The sequence below is a fragment of the Streptomyces sp. NPDC058955 genome, assembly GCF_042741435.1.
In the GTDB taxonomy this organism is placed as follows: domain Bacteria; phylum Actinomycetota; class Actinomycetes; order Streptomycetales; family Streptomycetaceae; genus Streptomyces.
In genome coordinates, this window is the sequence record NZ_JBHYKM010000008.1 from 77684 (window position 1) to 96481 (window position 18798).

Genomic DNA, 18798 nt, shown 5'->3' on the forward strand with positions numbered 1-18798 from the left:
CCCCGGCCCCGGCGGTTTTTCCCCCCCCCCCCGCGGGGGGCCTGCTGCTCACCGCCGAGCAGCAGGCCGCGCTCTTCGGCCCCGACTGGGACCCGGAGTGGTCCGCGCAGGCCCGTGCGGCGTACGGGGACACCCCGCAGTGGCAGGCGTACGCCGAGCGCTCCGCCGCACGCGGCCCGGAGGAGTGGCGGGCCGTCACCGAGACCGTCACCGCCCTCGAACGCGCCCTCGGGGAGGCGATGGACGCCGGCGTCGAGCCTGGGAGCGCGGAGGCGGGACGGCTGGTGGCGCGCCACCGCGAGGTCTTCGGCGCCGCGTACTTCCCCCTCACCCGGCAGATGCAGGTCTGCCTCGGACGCCGCTTCGAGACCGATCCGGAGTTCGCCGCGCACTACGACTCCATCCGCCCCGGCCTCGCCGCGTGGTTCCGCCGCACCATCGACGCCGACGCGCGCACCCACGGCGTCGACCCGGAAACCGCGAGCTGGCAGTAGGCGCGGCGGCCTAGCATCACCCGCATGGCGACGTTCGTACACCTCGCGCCGGCCGTCCACGGGGCGCGGATACGGCGGAGCGGGATCAAGGCCCTCGGCCGGGGGCGGGGCAGCGGGCTCGGGGACGGGCCGGGCGTGTACCTGTTCCCCGTCCTGCCCTCGTACACCCTTACCCACCAGTGGCTGCGGGAGCTGGCCCGCCGCCCCGGGCCGCGCGGACTCGTCGCCGTCCATGTGCGCCTGCCCGACGGCGAACCGGTGACCGTGGGCCAGTACGGCGAGCGGGAGCCGCGGGAGACGACCGCCGCCGAAGCCGTGCGGCGCATCCGGGAGTTGGGGGACCGGGCGCTCGGGTGGGAGGTGTTCCTGCCGCGGGCGGCCGCACGGGCCGAGATCCGGCAGGTGCGGGCGGTACGGCAGGTCGCCGGGTGGCGGTACTTCCCCGGGGCGCACGGGGTCGCCCCCTGCGTCTGCGCGGGGTGCGTGGTGCGGGGCGAGTACGGCTCCCGGCGGCTGCGCGAACGGCGGCCCCACCCGGAGGACGGCCCCGCCCCGGCCTCCCGCATCCTGCTCGCCCGGATCGCCGCCGCGGAGGCCCGGGGCGACACGGCCGCGGTCCGCGAGGCCCTGAGCTGGTTCCGGCTGCGCCGCCGCGGCCCCGTCGCCGAACTGGCGGCGCTCGCGGCCCATCCGGACCCGGCGGTACGCAGCGTGCTCGCGGCGGCGGTGGGCCGCTGGACGACACCGGGAGTCGACGCGCTGCTGCGGGAGCTGGCGGGCGCGGCGGAGGCGGAGGTGCGCGCCGCGGTCGCCGAAGCGGTGGCCTACCGGGCGGGGGCGGCGACGGACTCGCTCCTCGCGGAGCTGTCCCGCGATCCGGTGGCGGCGGTGCGCGAGGCGACGCTGGAGGGCCTGGTCCATCGCGGCGCGGCCCACGCCCTGACCCGCCTCTCCGTTGCGGGCCGCGCCCGACTGTGAGCGTTGCGCGCACCCGCGCCACGCCGCTGCGGACCGCACCCGCGCCACTCCGCTGCGGGGCCGCACCCGCGCCGCTCCGTTGCGGGCTGCGACCGCGCCGCTGCCGTTGTGGGCAATCGTTCCGCCCTGCGGAACGCCTGCCCACACGGAGGTGCGGCGAACGGGCGCCGCCCGGAAGACGGGCCCGGCGCGCAGCCGGACGTGAGGTTGGGCACCGCCCCGCGGAACGCCTGCCCAGACGGAGGACCCGCGGACGGGCCCCGCCCGGAAGCCCGGGGCCGGCGTGCGGCCGGACGGCGTCGCTCGGAAGCGTAGGTGTCGGCTCCTGTTCGCTCAGCGAACTCTCGCGTCCTGAATGTGTCTTGACGTGACATCAGTTCTTCACCCACCATTCAGCACGCACTCGCACAGCTCCAACGCCTCGCGTCACCCACGGCGCGAGGCGCTCGCACGTTCCGTCCCATCCCCGTTCGGAATCCGGAGCCCCCACATGAAACTCTCCGCGAGAATCGCCGCCCTGGCAGGTTCCTCGGCGCTCGTCCTCGGTGCCCTCGCCGGCGCCGCGCCGGCCACCGCCGCGCCGGCGGGTGCCACCGCCGCGCCCGACATCCCGGTCGCCAGCGTCAAGCAGCACCTGGCCGACCTGCAGTCCATCGCCACCGCCAACGGCGGCAACCGGGCGCACGGCCGGGCCGGCTACAAGGCGTCCATCGACTTCGTGAAGGCCAAGCTGGACGCGGTCGGATTCACCACGACCGTCCAGCAGTTCACGTACAACGGCACCACCGGCTACAACCTGATCGCCGACTGGCCGGGCGGCGACCCGAACCAGGTCGTCATGGCCGGCTCGCACCTCGACTCGGTGACCTCGGGCCCCGGCATCAACGACAACGGCTCCGGCTCGGCCGCCATCCTGGAGGCCGCACTCACCGTCGCCCGCACCGGCTACCAGCCCACCAAGCACCTGCGGTTCGGCTGGTGGGGCGCGGAGGAGCTGGGCCTCGTCGGGTCGAAGCACTACGTGAACAACCTGCCCAGCACCGAGCGTTCGAAGCTGAAGGGCTACCTCAACTTCGACATGATCGGCTCGCCGAACCCGGGCTACTTCGTCTACGACGACGACCCGGTCATCGAGCAGACCTTCAAGGACTACTTCGCCGGCATCGGGGTCCCGACCGAGATCGAGACCGAGGGCGACGGCCGCTCCGACCACGCCTCGTTCAAGAACGTCGGCATACCCGTCGGCGGTCTCTTCACCGGCGCCAGCCGGGTCAAGACCAGCGCCCAGGTGTCGAAGTGGGGCGGTACGGCCACGGCCTTCGACCGCTGCTACCACTCCTCCTGCGACACCACCGCGAACATCAACGACACGGCCCTGGACCGCAACAGCGACGCGATCGCCCACGCGCTCTGGACCCTGTCCGGCACCACCACGACCCCGCCCACCGGCACGGTCTTCGAGAACACCGCCGACGTCCCGATCCCGGACAACGGCGCCGCGGTGACCTCGTCCGTCACCGTCTCCGGCATCACCGGCAACGCGCCGAGCAACCTCGCCGTCGGCGTGGACGTCGTCCACACCTGGCGCGGTGACCTCGTCGTCGACCTCGTGGCCCCCGACGGCTCGGTCTACAACCTGCACAACAAGACCGGCAGCAGCGCCGACAACATCCAGCAGACGTACACCGTGAACGCCTCCGGCGAGGTCGCCAACGGCGTCTGGAAGCTGCGCGTCCAGGACACCGCGTCCGCCGACACCGGCTACATCAACGGGTTCAAGCTGACGTTCCCGTAAGCCCGTAGGGCCGTCCGCACCACGCAGACCACCCGGGTGGGTCGGTGAACCTTCTCCCGACCCACCCGGGCTACCAACTCCGCTTCTGCCCGGCCGCGTCTACTTGGCCGCGTTCGCCGCGTCCACCAGCGCCTGCGGCGTCACCGCGCCGACGTAGACCTTGCCGTCGTCGGTCATCAGCGCGTTGACGATCTTGGTCTTGAAGACCGTGCCGGAGCCGAACTTCCCGCTGACCTTCTCGCCGAGCGAGTCCAGGAAGCCCTGGACCTCCTTCGGCGCCTCGTCCGTCTTCGGGGCCGGCGCGCCGGAGTCGAAGCGGGCGATGGTCGTCCAGCCCTCCCCGATGACGTTCATGTCGCCCTTGTCGCCGCCGAGGCCGCCGCCGAGGCCGCCGCCGAGGCCGCCGCCGAGGCCGAAGTCCCCGAACTCCTTCTCCAGGTCCTTCTCCAGGTCCTTGCCGGCGTCCTGGTGCGACTTCTCGATGTCGTCGCCCTCGGTGACCTTCGCGCCCTTCGGGACGGTGAAGTCGAACTCCGAGGCCGCCGGCTTCCCGAAGTCGACCTTGGTGAAGCCCGCGTCGACGACCGGCTTGCCGCCGCTCGTGGAGTCCAGGGTGAACTTCAGCGGGGTGCCGGTGGCCGCGTCGACCGCGATGGTGATCGCGTCGACCGTGGAGCCCTGCTGCTTCGGCTCGATCACCAGCCGGTACGCGTCCCGGCCCGCGACGTTCGCCGTGCCGCCGACCGTGAGGGAGGTGGTGTCGCCCGCGGCCTTCAGGACCTCGTCGGCGAGCTCCTTGGGGCTGACCGGCAGCTCCTTCTCGGGGGCCTCGCCGGCCTCGCCGACGCCCTTCTCGTGGAAGACCTCGTCGGAGCGGGAGTCGTAGGCCCACACCTCGTCGCCGTTGTGGACGAGGCTGTACTGCTCCTTGCCGTCGAGCAGCGTCAGCTTCTGGCGGTCCGGGCCGTCGGCGGCGATCTTCAGGGTGTGGGTGCCGGAGACGAGCTTGGTGAGCTGCGCGGACGGGTCGGCGGAGCCCTCGCCCTCGGCGGAGCCGCCCACGGCGCCGCCCGCGATCCCGCCGAGCAGACCGTCGAAGGCCGGCAGGCCGAGGTCGGTGGAGACCTTGAAGGTGCCGGACAGGGTCTGGGTGTCCGAGGCCGCGATCTTCTCGATGAGCTGCTGAGCCGTGATCTCCGGCAGGTCCGGGTCCCCGGACGCGGCGAGTGCCGGGACCAGTCCGATGGTCGCGGCGGCGATTCCGGCCACCGCGACCGGGACGACGTACCGGCTCGTCTTTCGCTGTGCTGCCATGGTCTCTGATCCCTCCGTGCCCTGGCGGACTGCTTCTCGATGTCTCCATCTCACCAGGGCGGGGGCCGGGAATCGTCAGCCCGGGGGATCAACCTCGTGTACCCCTCCGGGATGACATCCCCCTAGGGAGGGGATGACGTTCACCGGGGAGGGTCAGCCCGCGCGGTGCACCACCGCGTCGCACAGCTCCTGGAGGGCCGCCTTCGCGTAGCCGTCGGGCAGCGGCGCCAGCATGGCCCTGGCCTCCTCCGCGTACCGCACGGTGTCCCGGCGGGCCTGCTCCAGGGCGGGGTGGACGCGGAGCCGGCGGAGCACCTCGGCGTGCCGGGCGTCGTCGGTGAGGTCGCTGTCGACGAGGGCGACGAGCTCCAGGTCCTCGGGGCGGCCGTGGGCGGCCGCGGCGGCCCGCAGGCGGAGGACCGGGAGGGTGGGGACGCCCTCGCGGAGGTCGGTGCCGGGGGTCTTGCCGGACTCGTGGCCCTCGGAGGCGATGTCGAGGACGTCGTCGGCGAGCTGGAAGGCGACGCCGAGCCGCTCGCCGTACTGGGTGAGGATGTCGACGACGGACTCGTCGGCGCCGGACATCATGGCGCCGAAGCGGCAGGAGACGGCGACGAGGGAGCCGGTCTTGCCGCCGAGGACGTCGAGGTAGTGGTCGACGGGGTCGCGGCCGTCGACGGGCCCGGCGGTCTCCAGGATCTGGCCGGTGACGAGCCGTTCGAACGCCTCGGCCTGGATCCGGACGGCCTCGGGGCCGAGGTCCGCCAGGGTGTGCGAGGCGCGGGCGAAGAGGAAGTCACCCGTGAGGACGGCGAGGGAGTTGCCCCAGCGGCTGTTGGCGCTGGGCACGCCCCGGCGGACGGCGGCCTCGTCCATGACGTCGTCGTGGTAGAGCGTGGCCAGGTGGGTGAGCTCCACGACGACGGCCGCGGGCACGACGCCGGGCGCGTAGGGGTCGCCGAACTGGGCGGCGAGCATCACGAGCAGCGGCCGGAACCGCTTGCCGCCGGCGAGCACCAGGTGCTGGGCGGCCTCGGTGATGAAGGGGACATCGCTCTTGGTGGCGTCGAGGAGGCCGGCCTCGACGGCCGCCAACCCGGTCTGGACATCGGCCTCAAGAGCCTGGTCCCGCACGCTAAGACCGAACGGCCCGACGACGGTCACGAGGGGGTCTCCTGTCTGCTGACGCCTGCTGACGATCACATGGCGACGATCACATGGTTGGGGTGGTGATCACACGGTGTTCGTGGTCACACGGATTGTCGATGTGTCGCTGGGATTCACTCAAGCCAGCGTATCCGGTCACGTTTCGATCACCGTGGGCGCCTTCCCGTCACCCCCGGTATGTTCGTGATCAGCTGATACGACATGGAGTGTACGAATTGTCCAGAGCGGCGATCGACAAGGACACCGGGGAGCAGCCGCCCCCGGAGGACGACCGGGCCTTCCTGGGCCGTCCGCGCGGCCCGCTCACCCTGTGCGCCGCGTCCATTGAGGTGACCTGATGACGAAGATCCGTACCGACTTCCCGTACGAGACCCGCCACGAGGACATCCGCATCCCGCTGCCCGACGGCACCCGGCTGTACGCGCGCGTGTGGCGGCCGCTCACCGACGAGCCCGTCCCCGCCCTCCTGGAGTACCTCCCCTACCGGCTCACCGACTGGACCGCGCCCCGCGACTGGCAGCGCCACCCCTGGTACGCGGGCCACGGCTACGCCTCCGTGCGGGTCGACGTCCGGGGCCACGGCAACAGCGAGGGCCTGCCCGGCGACGAGTACGACGCCACCGAGCTCGCCGACGGCGTCGCCGTCGTGAACTGGCTCGCCGAGCAGGAGTGGTGCACCGGCCGGGTCGGCATGTTCGGCATCTCCTGGGGCGGCTTCAACAGCCTCCAGATCGCCGCCCTCGCCCCGGAGCCCCTCAAGGCGGTCGTCACCGTCTGCTCCACCGACGACCGCTACGACAACGACGTCCACTACATGGGCGGCTCCGTCCTCGGCGTCGACATGCACGCCTGGGCCGCCACCATGCTCGCCTTCGTCTGCCGCCCGCCCGACCCGCGGTACGCGGACGAGGAGTGGCGGGAGCTGTGGCTGCGCCGCCTGGAGGCCGTCGAGCCCTTCGTCCACACCTGGCTCTCCCACCAGACCCGGGACGACTACTGGAAGCACGGCAGCGTCTGCGAGGACTACCCGGCGATCCGGGCCGCCGTCCTCGCCGTCGGCGGCTGGCACGACCCGTACCGCGACACCGTCCTCCGGCTGGTCGAGCACCTCCCCCAGGACCGGGTCCGCGGCATCATCGGCCCCTGGTCCCACCAGTATCCCGACCGCGGCCTGCCGCCCGGCCCCGCGATCGGCTTCCTCCAGGAGACCCTCCGCTGGTGGGACCACCACCTCAAGGACGCGCCGAACGACGTCATGGCCGAGCCGCTGCTCCGCGCCTGGATCAGCGAGTCGCACCCGCCGGCCACCGTCTACGAGGAGCTGCCCGGCCGCTGGGTCGCCGACCCGTCCTGGCCGTCCCCGCACGTCACCCCCGTCACGTACGGCTTCGGCGGCGAGCCCGTCGTCGTCTCCTCGCCGCAGCAGACCGGCATCGACGCGGGCCGCTTCTTCCCCTTCGGCAACGACGCCGACCTGCCGCCCGACCAGCGCGACGAGGACGCCCACTCGGCCTGCTTCGACTTCCCGGTGCCGCAGGACGGCGCCCCCATCGAGATCCTGGGCCGCCCCGCCGTCGAGGTGCGCCTGACCGCCGGGGCGCCGACCGGGCAGGTCGTCGCCCGGCTCTGCGACATCGCCCCGGACGGCTCCTCCACCCTGGTCACCCGCGGCGCGCTCAACCTCTCCGCCCGCTACGGCCGCGACCGGGCCGTGGACGCGCAGCCCGGCGAGGCGGAGACCTGCCGCTTCGAGCTGAACGGCATCGGGCACACCTTCCCGCCCGGCCACCGGGTCCGGCTCGCGCTCTCCTCCGCGTACTGGCCGTGGATCTGGCCGCAGCCCGACGCCGCCGGCTTCACCCTCGACCCGGCCGGCTCCTCCCTCACCCTTCCGGTCCGCGCCCGGACGGAGGACGCGGTCTCCTTCGAGGAGCCCGAACAGTCCCCGCCGCTCGGCGTGTCGTCCCCCGGCACCCTGGAGGAGTCCCGCCCCGAACGGCTGGTGCTCCGGGACGTCGCCAAGGGCGAGTGGACCCTCCAGGTGGACCCGAAGTACGGCGGCACGCGCGTGTACCCGGACGGTCTGGAGTACACGGAGGACGCCGTGGAGACGTACACGATCGCCGAGGACGACCCGCTCTCCGCCCGCACGGGCTCGGAGTGGCACATCCGGCTCCACCGGCCGGAACTCGCCTGGGACGTCACCATCGACACCCGCTCCGAGATCACCTGCGACGCGGACGCCTTCCACACCGCCGACGAGGTGGTGTGCAAGGAGGGCGGCGAGGTCGTCTTCCACCGCACCTGGGAGAAGCGGATCCCCCGCACGGCGGGCTGAGCCCGGGCCGTACGGGGGATCGCGGTGCCGCCTAGGCGTCGGCCTTGCGACGGCGGGCGACGAACAGCGCGCCCGCGCCGAGCACGACGGCCGCACCGGCGGCGGCGCCGAGCTGCGGCAGCGTGTCGTTCGCACCGGTCGCGGCGAGCTGCCCGCCGGTGGTCACCGGCGTGTTCGAGGAACCACCCTGCTGGGTGGTGTTGGAGGTGGCGGCCGGAGCCGGGGTGGAGGTCGACGGGGACGGCTCCGGGGTGGGCTCCGTCGTCGGCTCCTGCGTCGGCGTCGGCTCGCCGTCCCCGGCGCCGGTGACGTCGAACCACGCGACGGCGACCTCGTCGCTGATGCCGCAGGAACCGTCCTCGCCCCAGTACATCGCCGAGGAGTTCAGCGTGCCCACGTTCACCGGGACGTCGCCGTCGACGGTGACCCGCAGCTTGACCTCGGAGGTGTGGCCCTTGTCGATCGCGCCGAACTCAGCGGTGTCGAACTCGTCGGTGATCTCGGTCCACTCCAGGACGTCCTTGGAGGACCACTCGATCGTGGGGCGGTCGAGCGGGTCGTGCAGGTCCTCCCGGTCCAGCGGCTTCCCGTCCTCGTCCAGACCGTCGAAGAGCGCGGCACCGGGGTACGCCAGGACGTCGTCCAGGTCGCGGTCCGAGACGTTGGAGAGGGCGAGCGTGAAGATCCCGCTGCCGCCGGCCTCGATCTTCTCGGGTCCGGTCAGGGAGAAGGAGAGCGAGGCGTCCTCCTTGCACCCCTCCTGGATCGACTTCCAGAACTCCAGGTCGTCCTTGGCCGTGGCGAGCTCCTCCTCGGCGGTCTTCAGCTCCTCACCGAGGCGCGTGTGCTCCCGGGTCAGCGCGACATGGGCGTCGAACCAGGCGGTGTTGGCTGCGTCGTAACGCTCCTTGGCGGTCCGCTCGGCGGCCTCGGCCGCGTCCCGCGCCTCCACCGCGTCGGCGACGGCCTGCTTGGCGTCGGTCTTCTGCTGCTCGGTGGCGTTCGGGTCCTCGTTCACCTTCGTGAGCTCGGCCTCGGCCGCGGTCAGCGCCTGGACCGCGGCGGCGGTGGCGACCCTCGCGTCGTCGTACGCCTGCTTCGCCCCGTCGTACTCGGCCTGCACGTCCGCGGGGACCTTCTTGGCCTCGATGTCGACCAGCAGCTGCGCGCGCCGCTTCTTGAGGTCGTCGACCTTGGCCTGGGCGGCCTCGACGGCCGCCTCCAGCTCCGCGATGGTCGGGGCTTCGTCGTCCTCGTGGTCGGCGGTGCCCGCCGACTGCTCCTGCGAGGGCTTCGGGGTCTCCGCGACGGCCGTGCCGGCGGAGAGGAACACGACCGGCGTCGTGACGGCTGCTGCCACGGCGGTCGCGAGAATGCGGCGGATCTTCACGTGGGGACCTTTTCCTGGTCAGGGAAGAAAGAGTGCGGCGACGCGCGCCCGCGGACTCTTCACGCGGGGGCGACGCCGTGCTGATCGTATGGCGCGAAATGGCCTCCCGGCAGGGGCGTTTCCCCAGCTCGGGACGGGATCCGCCGACACCGGGGGAACAAATCGCGCATACGAGGGCGGTTGCCCACGGAGCCCCCGGTTTCTCTGTGATCCATGTCATCCTCGCCCGGCGGCCCGCCCCGTAACGTGTCCCTCACCCATCATCGAAAGCGAGGCACGCACCGATGCCCGAGCACAGCCCGCTCGACCTGGCCGAGGGCGACCCCTTCGGCCCGCACAACCTCCCGTACGGCGTCTTCACCACCGCCGACGAGCCGGGCCGGCGCCGGCTCGGCGTCCGGATCGGCGGGTACGTGCTGGACGCGGGGGCCGCGGCGCACGCGCTCGGCTCCCCGTACGCCTCCCTCCTGGCGCAGCCGGGCCTCGACGCGCTGCTGGCCGCCGGGCGGACCGCCTGGCGGGACGTCCGGCGCGCGCTGACGGCCTGGGTGACGGTCCCGGCGCACCGCCCCGAGATCGAGCCGCTGCTGCACCCGCTGGACGCGGTGACGCTGCACCTGCCGTACACGGTCGCGGACTACGTGGACTTCTACGCGAGCGAGCACCACGCCACCAACGTGGGCCGGATGTTCCGTCCGGACGGCGAGCCGCTGACGCCCAACTGGAAGCACCTGCCGATCGGTTACCACGGCCGGGCGGGCACGGTCGTGGTGTCCGGCACCGACGTGGTGCGGCCCTCGGGCCAGCGGAAGACGCCCGCCGACGCGGCGCCGGTCTTCGGCCCGTCGGTGAAGCTGGACATCGAGGCGGAGGTCGGCTTCCTCGTCGGCACCCCGTCGGAGCTGGGCCGCCCGGTGCCGCTCGGCGCCTTCCGGGACCACGTCTTCGGCCTGACGCTGCTGAACGACTGGTCGGCGCGGGACGTGCAGGCGTGGGAGTACGTGCCGCTGGGCCCGTTCCTCGGCAAGTCCTTCCAGACCTCGGTGTCGGCGTGGGTGACGCCGCTGGAGGCGCTGGACGCGGCCCGTACCGCGCCGCCGGCCCGGGACTTCCCGCTCCTCCCCTACCTGGACGACGCGGCGGAGGAGGAGCCGGGCGGCTTCGACGTGCGGATCTCCGTGGAGATCAACGGGGAGGTGGTGGCGGAGCCGCCGTTCGCCACCATGTACTGGACGGCCGCCCAGCAGCTCGCCCACATGACGGTGAACGGCGCCTCCCTGCGCACGGGCGACCTGTACGGCTCCGGCACGGTCTCCGGCCCCGAGGTGGGCCAGCGCGGCTCGCTCCTGGAGCTGACCTGGAACGGCCGGGACGCGATCGAACTGGCCGGGGGGAAGCGGACGTTCCTGGAGGACGGCGACGAGGTCGTGCTGACCGCGTGGGCGCCCGGCCCGGACGGCACCCGGGTGGGGCTGGGCGAGGTCCGGGGCCGGATCGCCCCCGCCGCCTAGCCCACCCGCCAGAGGGCCGGGACGTTCGGCGGCTCCCAGCCGGCCTGGGCGGTGTGCGCCTGGAGGCACACATAGCCCAGGCCGCCGTACGTGACCCGGTCCCCGGCGACGTACGCCCGTCCGGCGGTCCAGGTGCCGCCGGGCGGGGCGGTGGTCGCCGTCGCCGTGGGCGTCGGCGTCGGCCCCGGGTCCTGCGGCACGTCGATGACGAAGTCGAAGGCGGCCTCCCGCCCCCCGCCCGCGTCCCGCACGGTCATCAGCAGCCGCGGGTCGAAGATCGTGTCGGTGTTGTTCCGGGGCTCGTTCGGGAAGTACAGCTGGGTCGTGAGGATCGGCCGTCCCGGCGCCTGCACCTTCACGTGGAGGTGGCGGGTGCGGCCCGGGTAGAGCCCGGGGACGATGGTGGTGAGCTTGAACGACCCGTCGGCGCCGGTGAACTGGTGCCCGCGGAACTTGAAGCCGGTGTTGTCGTAGGCCCCGTTGTTGTCCGCCTGCCAGAAGTCGAGCAGCACCCCCGACACGGGGCGGCAGGCCCGCCCGAACACGTAGCCGCTGACGGTCAGCCGGGTCCCGGCACCGTCCGGCAGGCTGCTGCGCAGCGGCGAGTTGGGCTTGAAGTAGGGGCCCTCCATCTGCGGCAGGGTCAGGTCGTCGCCGTCGTCGCACTCCGGCGTGAGGTCGAGCGGCGTTCCGCCGTCGGTCAGGGTGCGGGCGAGCGCGGGGACGCCCATGAGCACGGCGGGCGCGGCCATGCCGGCCGCGAGCGCGGCCCGCAGCACGGCCTTGCGGGTGACGTGCCCGGTGCTGGTCTCGCTGTCCATGTGCCTGGCTCCTCAGGTGGGGGCTGGGATCGGCACGAACCTACGAGTCGCCGCTCCCGGCTTCGATGGACGGAACGGGGTGGTCGTGGTGTTTTCGGAAGTCGCCGGGGCTGAGCCCGACCTCCCGGCGGAAGAAGCGGCAGAAGTACGCGGGATCCCCGAAGCCGACCCGCGCGGCCACCTGCCGCACCGACAACGAGGTGGCCACGAGGAGCCGTTGGGCCTCCCGCGCCCGCGCCTCCCGCAGCAGCGCGGCGGGCGTCCGGCCGGTGGCGGCGCGCACGGCCTCGTTCAGGTACCCGGCCGAGACCCCGAGCCGCCCGGCGCACTCCCGTACGGACAGCCCTTCGGCGGCGGCCCGCCCCGCGAGCCCCAGGAACTCCCCGGCGAGCCCCCGCGGCGGCGCCACGGCCCGCCCGCCGGGCACCCGGGCGGCCCGCACGAGCAGCACGTGCAGCAGCGACCGCAGCACCCCGGCGAAGCCGTCGTCCCCGTGCCGGTACTCCTCGGCCAGCTCGCCCATCAGCAGCGAGGTCCGGGCGTGCGCCGCCGGGTCGAGGTCCACCCACGGCCGCTCCCCGAGCCGCCGCAGCAGCTCCTCGTCCTCCACCCCGCCGACCAGGAACTCCGGCGTGAACAGCACGAGCGATCCCTCAAGGCCGCGCACCCCCTCCCACCGGTGCACCTGCCCGGGCAGGATCACCCCGAGCTGCGGCGGCCGCACGGGGTACCGCTCGGTGTCGAGCACGTGCACCCCCGCTCCCTCGACGACGTGCACGATCTCGTAGAAGGTGTGCCGGTGCGGATAGTCGGCCCGGGACATGGGCCCCATGGCGTCGAACCCCCCAGCGGCGAACGGAACTTGCTCGGGCAGCCGTACTTCGAGCCGGTGCACCGGCGGCTCCCCGCCCCGCGGCTCGCCACAAGGCACCCCGGGTAAGACCGTGGTCCCGCGCATCCACCCCTCCCCGACTGGTACAGACCATTTCCGGGTCTCACGATCCCACGCCGTCCGGGCCCTGTCAGGAGTCCCGGACGTCACCGCGCGTAGCCACTCCGCTGGGCCAGTCCCGGGTGCGGGTGGGGGGTGGGCGTTCGATGCTCCTCACGGCGGCTCCGGGGAGGAGGCGCCCTCGGACCGGCGCCCGGTGGGCGCTTCCCTCATGCGAGGAGTACATCCCGATGTCCGCACGACCCCGTCCCGTCATGGCCGCGTGCGCGCTGGCCGCTTCCGTCGCGCTGGCCCTGGGGGCCGCCGCCCCGGCCGTCTCGGCCGCGCCCGTCGCCCCGGTCGCCGGTGGTGAGCACGGGTGGCCCCATCCGGACCTGGCGAAGACGTACGAGGCCACCGAGAAGTACAAGGACGAGCGGAAGGCGATCGCCGACGGCTTCCTGCGCACGGACATGTGCGTCGAGGACACCGGTCCCGACAAGCTCGGCGGGATGGGGTACCACTACGTCAACCCGGAGAACGTCGGGTCGAACGACCCGACCCTTCCGGCGGCCGTGCTGTACGAGAAGAACCACGAGACCGGGAAGCGCGAGCTGGTCGCCGTCGAGTGGGTGATCCCGAACACCGGGCAGCCGACGGCCCCGCGGATCTTCGGCCGGGCCTTCGACGGGCCCGCCGTGATCGAGGGCGTCGGCGACGTCTACACGCTGCACGCCTGGATCTACAAGAAGAACCCGGCCGGCCTCTTCACCCCGTACAACCCGCGGGTGCACTGCGTCTGCCCGGAGGACGCGCCCATGGCGTAGGCACGCGGAAGGGCCCGGCTCGCCCCCGAGCCGGGCCCTTCCTGTCAGCGGGTCGAGCGGGTCGAGCGCATCAGCGGACGAAGACGCTCGCCTGGCTCGCCAGGTCCAGGAAGTACTGCGGCGCGAGGCCGAGGACCAGGGTGACGACCACGCCCGCCGTGATGGTGAGCGTCGTCAGGACCGAGGGCACGGCGACCGTGGGGCCGTCCGCCTTCGGCTCGCTGAAGAACATCAGCACGATCACCCGGATGTAGAAGAAGGCCGCCACCGCCGAGGCGATGACGCCGACCACCACGAGCGCGCCCGCGCCGCCCTCCGCCGCCGCCTTGAAGACGGCGAACTTGCCGGAGAAGCCGGAGGTCAGCGGGATGCCGGCGAAGGCCAGCAGGAAGACCGCGAAGACCGCCGCGACCAGCGGGGAACGCCGGCCGAGGCCCGCCCACTTGGACAGGTGGGTGGCCTCGCCGCCCGCGTCCCGCACCAGCGTGACCACGGCGAACGCGCCGATCGTCACGAAGGAGTAGGCGCCCAGGTAGAACAGGACCGACGAGATGCCGCTCGGCGACGCCGCGATGACACCCGCGAGCAGGAAGCCCGCGTGCGCGATCGACGAGTACGCCAGGAGGCGCTTGATGTCGGTCTGGGTGATGGCGACGACCGCACCGCCGAGCATCGTGACGATCGCGACGCCCCACATGACCGGCCGCCAGTCCCAGGTGAGCCCGGGCAGCACCACGTACAGCAGGCGGAGCAGCGCGCCGAAGGCGGCGACCTTGGTGGCGGCGGCCATGAAGCCGGTCACCGGGGTCGGGGCGCCCTGGTAGACGTCCGGGGTCCACATGTGGAACGGGACGGCGCCGACCTTGAAGAGCAGGCCCATGAGGACCAGTGCGAAGCCGATGAGCAGCAGCACGTCGTTGCCCATCGTCTGGGCGAGCGCCGGGTTCACGGAGGCGACCGCGCCGTCGACGACGTCGGCGATGGCGGCGTACGAGACGGAGCCCGCGTAGCCGTAGAGCAGGGCGATCCCGAAGAGCAGGAAGGCCGAGGAGAAGGCGCCGAGCAGGAAGTACTTGACGGCCGCCTCCTGCGACATCAGCCGCTTGCGACGGGCGACGGCGCACAGCAGGTAGAGCGGGAGGGAGAAGACCTCCAGCGCGATGAACAGGGTCAGGAGGTCGTTGGCGGCCGGGAAGACCAGCATGCCGGCGATCGCGAAGAGCGCGAGCGGGAAGACCTCGGTGGTGGTGAAGCCGGCCTTGACGGCCGCCTTCTCGTGGTCGCTGCCGGGGACGGCGGCGGCCTCGGCGGCGAAGGAGTCGACCTTGTGGCCGTGGTCGGCCGGGTCGAGCCTGCGCTCGGCGAAGGTGAAGACGGCGACGATCGAGGCGAGCAGGATCGTGCCCTGGAGGAACAGGGCCGGGCCGTCGACGGCGATGGCGCCCATGGCCGCGATCCGGGCCTTGGTGGTGCCGTAGCCGCCGGCCGCGAGGCCGACGACGGCGGCGAACGCGGCCACCAGGGCGAGCACGGAGAGGAAGACCTGGCTGAGGTAGCGGCCCTTGCGGGGCACGAAGGCCTCGACGAGGACGCTGAGGACCGCCGCGCCGACCACGATCAGCACCGGGGCGAGCTGGGTGTACTCGATCTTCGGTGCCGGGATCTTGTTCAGCGGCTCGGCAGCCGTCGTCCACAGGCTGTGGACAGCGAGGGCGTTCACTTGGCCGCCTCCACGTTCTGGACGGGAACTTCGGGCTGGGGGTCCGTCCGCTGCACGTCCGACATCGTGTGCCGGACCGCCGGGTTCACGACGTCCGTCAGCGGCTTCGGGAAGACGCCGAGGAAGAGCAGGACGGCGATGAGCGGGGCGACCACCGCCAGCTCGCGCGGCCGCAGGTCCGGCATCGCGCGCACCTCCTCCTTCACCGGCCCGGTCATCGTCCGCTGGTAGAGGACGAGGACGTACAGCGCGGCGAGGACGATGCCGGTGGTGGCGACGATCCCGGCCACCGGGTAGCGGGCGAAGGTGCCCACCAGGACCAGGAACTCGCTGACGAACGGGGCGAGTCCGGGCAGCGACAGGGTCGCGAGACCGCCGATCAGGAAGGTGCCGGCGAGGACCGGCGCGACCTTCTGCACACCGCCGTAGTCGGCGATGAGCCGCGAGCCGCGCCGGGAGATCAGGAAGCCGGCGACCAGCATCAGCGCGGCGGTGGAGATGCCGTGGTTGACCATGTAGAGCGTGGCGCCCGACTGGCCCTGGCTGGTCATCGCGAAGATGCCCAGGATGATGAAGCCGAAGTGGGAGATCGACGCGTAGGCGACCAGGCGCTTGATGTCCCGCTGGCCGACCGCGAGCAGCGCCCCGTACACGATGCTGATCAGGGCGAGGACGACGATCGCGGGGGTGGCCCACTTCGACGCCTCCGGGAAGAGCCCGAGGCAGAAGCGGAGCATCGCGAAGGTGCCGACCTTGTCGACCACCGCGGTGATGAGGACGGCGACCGGGGCGGTCGCCTCCCCCATCGCGTTCGGCAGCCAGGTGTGCAGCGGCCACAGCGGCGCCTTCACCGCGAAGGCGAAGAAGAAGCCGAGGAAGAGCCACTTCTCGGTGGAGGACGCCATCTCCAGCGAGCCGTTCGCCCGCGCCTCGGCGATCTCGGTGAGCGAGAAGTTCCCCGCGACCACGTACAGCCCGATGACCGCGGCCAGCATGATGAGGCCGCCGACCAGGTTGTAGAGCAGGAACTTGACGGCCGCGTAGGAGCGCTGGGCCGCCGCGTTCTCGTCGGAGCCGCTGTGGGCGCGGTCGCCGAAGCCGCCGATGAGGAAGTACATCGGGATGAGCATGGCTTCGAAGAGGATGTAGAAGAGGAAGACGTCGGTGGCCTCGAAGGAGAGGATCACCATCGCCTCGACCATGAGGATCAGGGCGAAGAAGCCCTGCGTCGGCCGCCACCTCTTGTCGACGCGGTCATTGGGGTATCCCCTGCTCGAAGAGCTTGGGGAAGGGTCGGCGTCGTGCCAGCCGGCCAGCACGATGAACGGGATCAGCAGCGCGGTCAGCGCGATCAGCGCCACCCCGATGCCGTCGACGCCCAGCTCGTACCGGACCCCGAAGTCCCTGATCCAGGAGTGGGACTCGACGAGCTGGTAGCGGTCGCCACCGGGCTCGAACTGCGCCCAGACGGCCGCGGCCAGCACCAGCGTGACCAGCGAGACGGTCAGCGCCAGCCATTTGGCGGCCGTGCGGCGGGCGGCGGGGACGGCGGCGGTGAGGATCGCACCGACCGCCGGCACCGCTGCCGTCGCCGTAAGGAGCGGGAAGGACATGACAGTTACACCGCCCTCATCAGCAGGGTCGCGGCGATGAGGATCGCCGTACCGCCGAACATGGAGACCGCGTACGAGCGCACGTAGCCGTTCTGGAGCTTGCGCAGCCGGCCGGAGAGCCCGCCGACGCCGGCCGCCGTGCCGTTGACCACGCCGTCCACGAGCGTGTGGTCGACGTAGACCAGCGAGCGGGTCAGGTGGGTGCCGCCGGTGACGAAGACGGCGTGGTTGAAGTCGTCCTGGAGCAGGTCGCGGCGGGCGGCCCGGGTGAGCAGCGAGCCGCGCGGGGCGACCACCGGGACGGGCCGGCGCCCGTACTGGAGGTAGGCGAGGCCGACGCCGATCACCATGACGGCGACGGTGGCGGCGGTGACGGCCGCGGCGCTGATCGGCGGGTGGCCGTGCGCGTAGCCGGTGACCGGCTCCAGCCACTCGACGAAGCCGGCGAACTCGAAGACGGCGCCGCCGGCGACCGACCCGACGGCCAGCAGGACCATGGGGATCACCATGGACTTCGGCGACTCGTGCGGGTGCGGATCGTTGCCGTCCGCGTCCGGCTGCCAGCGCTTCTCGCCGAAGAAGGTCATCAGCATCACGCGCGTCATGTAGTACGCGGTGATGGCGGCGCCCAGCAGGGTGACCGCGCCGAGGATCCAGCCCTCGGTGCCGCCCTTGGCGAAGGCCGCCTCGATGATCTTGTCCTTGGAGAAGAAGCCGGACAGGCCCGGGAAGCCGATGATGGCGAGGTAGCCGAGGCCGAAGGTGACGAAGGTGACCGGCATGTACTTCCGCAGGCCGCCGTACTTGCGCATGTCGACCTCGTCGTTCATGCCGTGCATGACCGAACCGGCGCCGAGGAAGAGCCCGGCCTTGAAGAAGCCGTGCGTCACCAGGTGCATGATCGCGAAGACGTAGCCGATCGGGCCGAGGCCGGCCGCCAGGATCATGTAGCCGATCTGCGACATCGTCGACCCGGCGAGGGCCTTCTTGATGTCGTCCTTCGCGCAACCGACGATCGCACCGAAGAGCAGCGTGACCGCGCCGACGATGGTGACGACGAGCTGCGCGTCCGGCGCCGCGTTGAAGATGTCGGCGGAGCGGACGATCAGGTACACGCCAGCGGTGACCATGGTGGCCGCGTGGATGAGGGCCGAGACCGGGGTCGGGCCCTCCATCGCGTCCCCGAGCCAGGACTGCAGTGGCACCTGGGCCGACTTGCCGCAGGCCGCCAGGAGCAGCATCAGGCCGATCGCCGTCAGCTTGCCCTCGGAGGTCTCCCCCGCCGAGGCGAGCACGGGCCCGAAGGCGAAGGTGCCGAAGGTGGTGAACATCAGCATGATCGCGATCGACAGGCCCATGTCGCCGACCCGGTTGACCAGGAACGCCTTCTTCGCGGCGGTCGCCGCGCTGGGCTTGTGCTGCCAGAAGCCGATCAGGAGGTACGAGGCGAGGCCGACGCCCTCCCAGCCGAAGTACAGCAGCAGGTAGTTGTCGGCGAGGACCAGCAGCAGCATCGCCGCGACGAACAGGTTCAGATAGCCGAAGAAGCGGCGGCGCCGCTCGTCGTGCTCCATGTACCCGATCGAGTAGACGTGGATGAGCGTGCCCACGCCGGTGATCAGCAGCACGAAGGTCATCGACAGCTGGTCGAGCTGGAAGGCGATGTCCGCCTGGAAGCCCTCCACGGGGATCCAGGAGAACAGGTGCTGGTGCATCGTCCGGTCCTCGGCGCCCTTGCCGAGCATGTCGGCGAAGAGGGCGAGACCGATGACGAAGGAGACGGCCGCGAGGAGCGTGCCGAGCCAGTGCCCGGTCTTGTCGAGCCGGCGGCCGCCGCACAGCAGGACGGCCGCTCCGAGCAGGGGCGCCGCGATGAGCAGCGCAATCAGGTTGTCCACG

At 72.2% G+C, this 18798-nt stretch carries 15 protein-coding genes; 7 read left to right on the forward strand and 8 right to left on the reverse strand.

The genetic code is table 11. The features are described from left to right. The 3 genes from ACFW1I_RS06080 to ACFW1I_RS06090 form a co-directional block, all read left to right on the forward strand. On the forward strand, window positions 1–494 hold a 494-nt coding region (locus tag ACFW1I_RS06080), incomplete at its 5' end, for a TipAS antibiotic-recognition domain-containing protein (protein WP_384666475.1). A 24-nt stretch (window positions 495–518) separates the two neighbouring features. Then, window positions 519–1472 (forward strand): HEAT repeat domain-containing protein, encoded by a 954-nt coding sequence (locus tag ACFW1I_RS06085; protein ID WP_384666477.1) that lies wholly within the window; start codon window positions 519–521, stop codon window positions 1470–1472. 490 nt (window positions 1473–1962) lie between these two features. Continuing rightward, the gene (locus ACFW1I_RS06090; RefSeq protein ID WP_384666479.1) at window positions 1963–3267 is read left to right on the forward strand and encodes a M28 family metallopeptidase; all 1305 of its coding nucleotides are present in this window, start codon (window positions 1963–1965) and stop codon (window positions 3265–3267) included. Between the two features lie 99 nt (window positions 3268–3366). On the opposite strand, the gene ACFW1I_RS06095 is transcribed toward ACFW1I_RS06090, so the two are convergent. Continuing rightward, entirely contained in the window at window positions 3367–4581 is a 1215-nt protein-coding gene (locus ACFW1I_RS06095) for an outer membrane lipoprotein carrier protein LolA (RefSeq protein ID WP_384666481.1), read from the reverse strand. Between the two features lie 153 nt (window positions 4582–4734). Continuing rightward, entirely contained in the window at window positions 4735–5745 is a 1011-nt protein-coding gene (locus tag ACFW1I_RS06100; protein ID WP_384666483.1) for a polyprenyl synthetase family protein, read from the reverse strand. Between the two features lie 218 nt (window positions 5746–5963). Here ACFW1I_RS06100 and ACFW1I_RS06105 point away from each other — a divergent pair, with 218 nt between their 5' ends. Both ACFW1I_RS06105 and ACFW1I_RS06110 read left to right on the forward strand, forming a co-directional pair. Then, on the forward strand, window positions 5964–6086 hold the full coding sequence (locus ACFW1I_RS06105; RefSeq protein ID WP_384666485.1) for a hypothetical protein: 123 nt from the start codon (window positions 5964–5966) through the stop codon (window positions 6084–6086). Further along, the gene (locus ACFW1I_RS06110; RefSeq protein WP_384666487.1) at window positions 6086–8086 is read left to right on the forward strand and encodes a CocE/NonD family hydrolase; all 2001 of its coding nucleotides are present in this window, start codon (window positions 6086–6088) and stop codon (window positions 8084–8086) included. Before ACFW1I_RS06105 ends, ACFW1I_RS06110 begins: the two co-directional genes overlap by 1 nt. A 31-nt stretch (window positions 8087–8117) precedes the next feature. Here ACFW1I_RS06110 and ACFW1I_RS06115 read toward each other — a convergent pair whose 3' ends face one another. Then, the gene (locus ACFW1I_RS06115) at window positions 8118–9476 is read right to left on the reverse strand and encodes a hypothetical protein (RefSeq protein ID WP_384666489.1); all 1359 of its coding nucleotides are present in this window, start codon (window positions 9474–9476) and stop codon (window positions 8118–8120) included. A gap of 284 nt (window positions 9477–9760) precedes the next feature. Between ACFW1I_RS06115 and fahA the strand changes: the two genes are divergently transcribed. Then, on the forward strand, window positions 9761–10987 hold the full coding sequence (fahA, locus tag ACFW1I_RS06120; RefSeq protein ID WP_384666491.1) for a fumarylacetoacetase: 1227 nt from the start codon (window positions 9761–9763) through the stop codon (window positions 10985–10987). On the opposite strand, the gene ACFW1I_RS06125 is transcribed toward fahA, so the two are convergent. Beyond that, window positions 10984–11808, reverse strand: coding sequence for a carbohydrate-binding protein (locus ACFW1I_RS06125; RefSeq protein WP_384666493.1), 825 nt, complete (start codon window positions 11806–11808; stop codon window positions 10984–10986). The genes fahA and ACFW1I_RS06125 overlap by 4 nt on opposite strands. A 40-nt stretch (window positions 11809–11848) precedes the next feature. Beyond that, a complete protein-coding gene (locus ACFW1I_RS06130) occupies window positions 11849–12766 on the reverse strand; it encodes an AraC family transcriptional regulator (protein WP_384666494.1) in 918 nt (305 codons plus the stop codon). Window positions 12767–12990: 224 nt separating this feature from the next. Here ACFW1I_RS06130 and ACFW1I_RS06135 point away from each other — a divergent pair, with 224 nt between their 5' ends. Beyond that, a complete protein-coding gene (locus tag ACFW1I_RS06135; RefSeq protein WP_384666495.1) occupies window positions 12991–13566 on the forward strand; it encodes a hypothetical protein in 576 nt (191 codons plus the stop codon). A gap of 70 nt (window positions 13567–13636) precedes the next feature. On the opposite strand, the gene nuoN is transcribed toward ACFW1I_RS06135, so the two are convergent. Genes nuoN through nuoL form a run of 3 tightly spaced genes read right to left on the reverse strand, consistent with a single transcriptional unit; the run spans window position 13637 to window position 18797 of the window. Then, entirely contained in the window at window positions 13637–15286 is a 1650-nt protein-coding gene (gene nuoN / locus ACFW1I_RS06140) for an NADH-quinone oxidoreductase subunit NuoN (protein WP_384666497.1), read from the reverse strand. Continuing rightward, a complete protein-coding gene (locus tag ACFW1I_RS06145) occupies window positions 15283–16899 on the reverse strand; it encodes an NADH-quinone oxidoreductase subunit M (RefSeq protein WP_384666499.1) in 1617 nt (538 codons plus the stop codon). The genes nuoN and ACFW1I_RS06145 overlap by 4 nt, the downstream gene beginning before the upstream one ends. Window positions 16900–16904: 5 nt before the next feature. Continuing rightward, window positions 16905–18797 carry an NADH-quinone oxidoreductase subunit L gene (nuoL, locus tag ACFW1I_RS06150; protein ID WP_384666501.1) on the reverse strand — a complete coding sequence of 631 codons (1893 nt, stop codon included), beginning with the start codon at window positions 18795–18797 and terminating at the stop codon, window positions 16905–16907. Window position 18798: the final 1 nt, after the last annotated feature.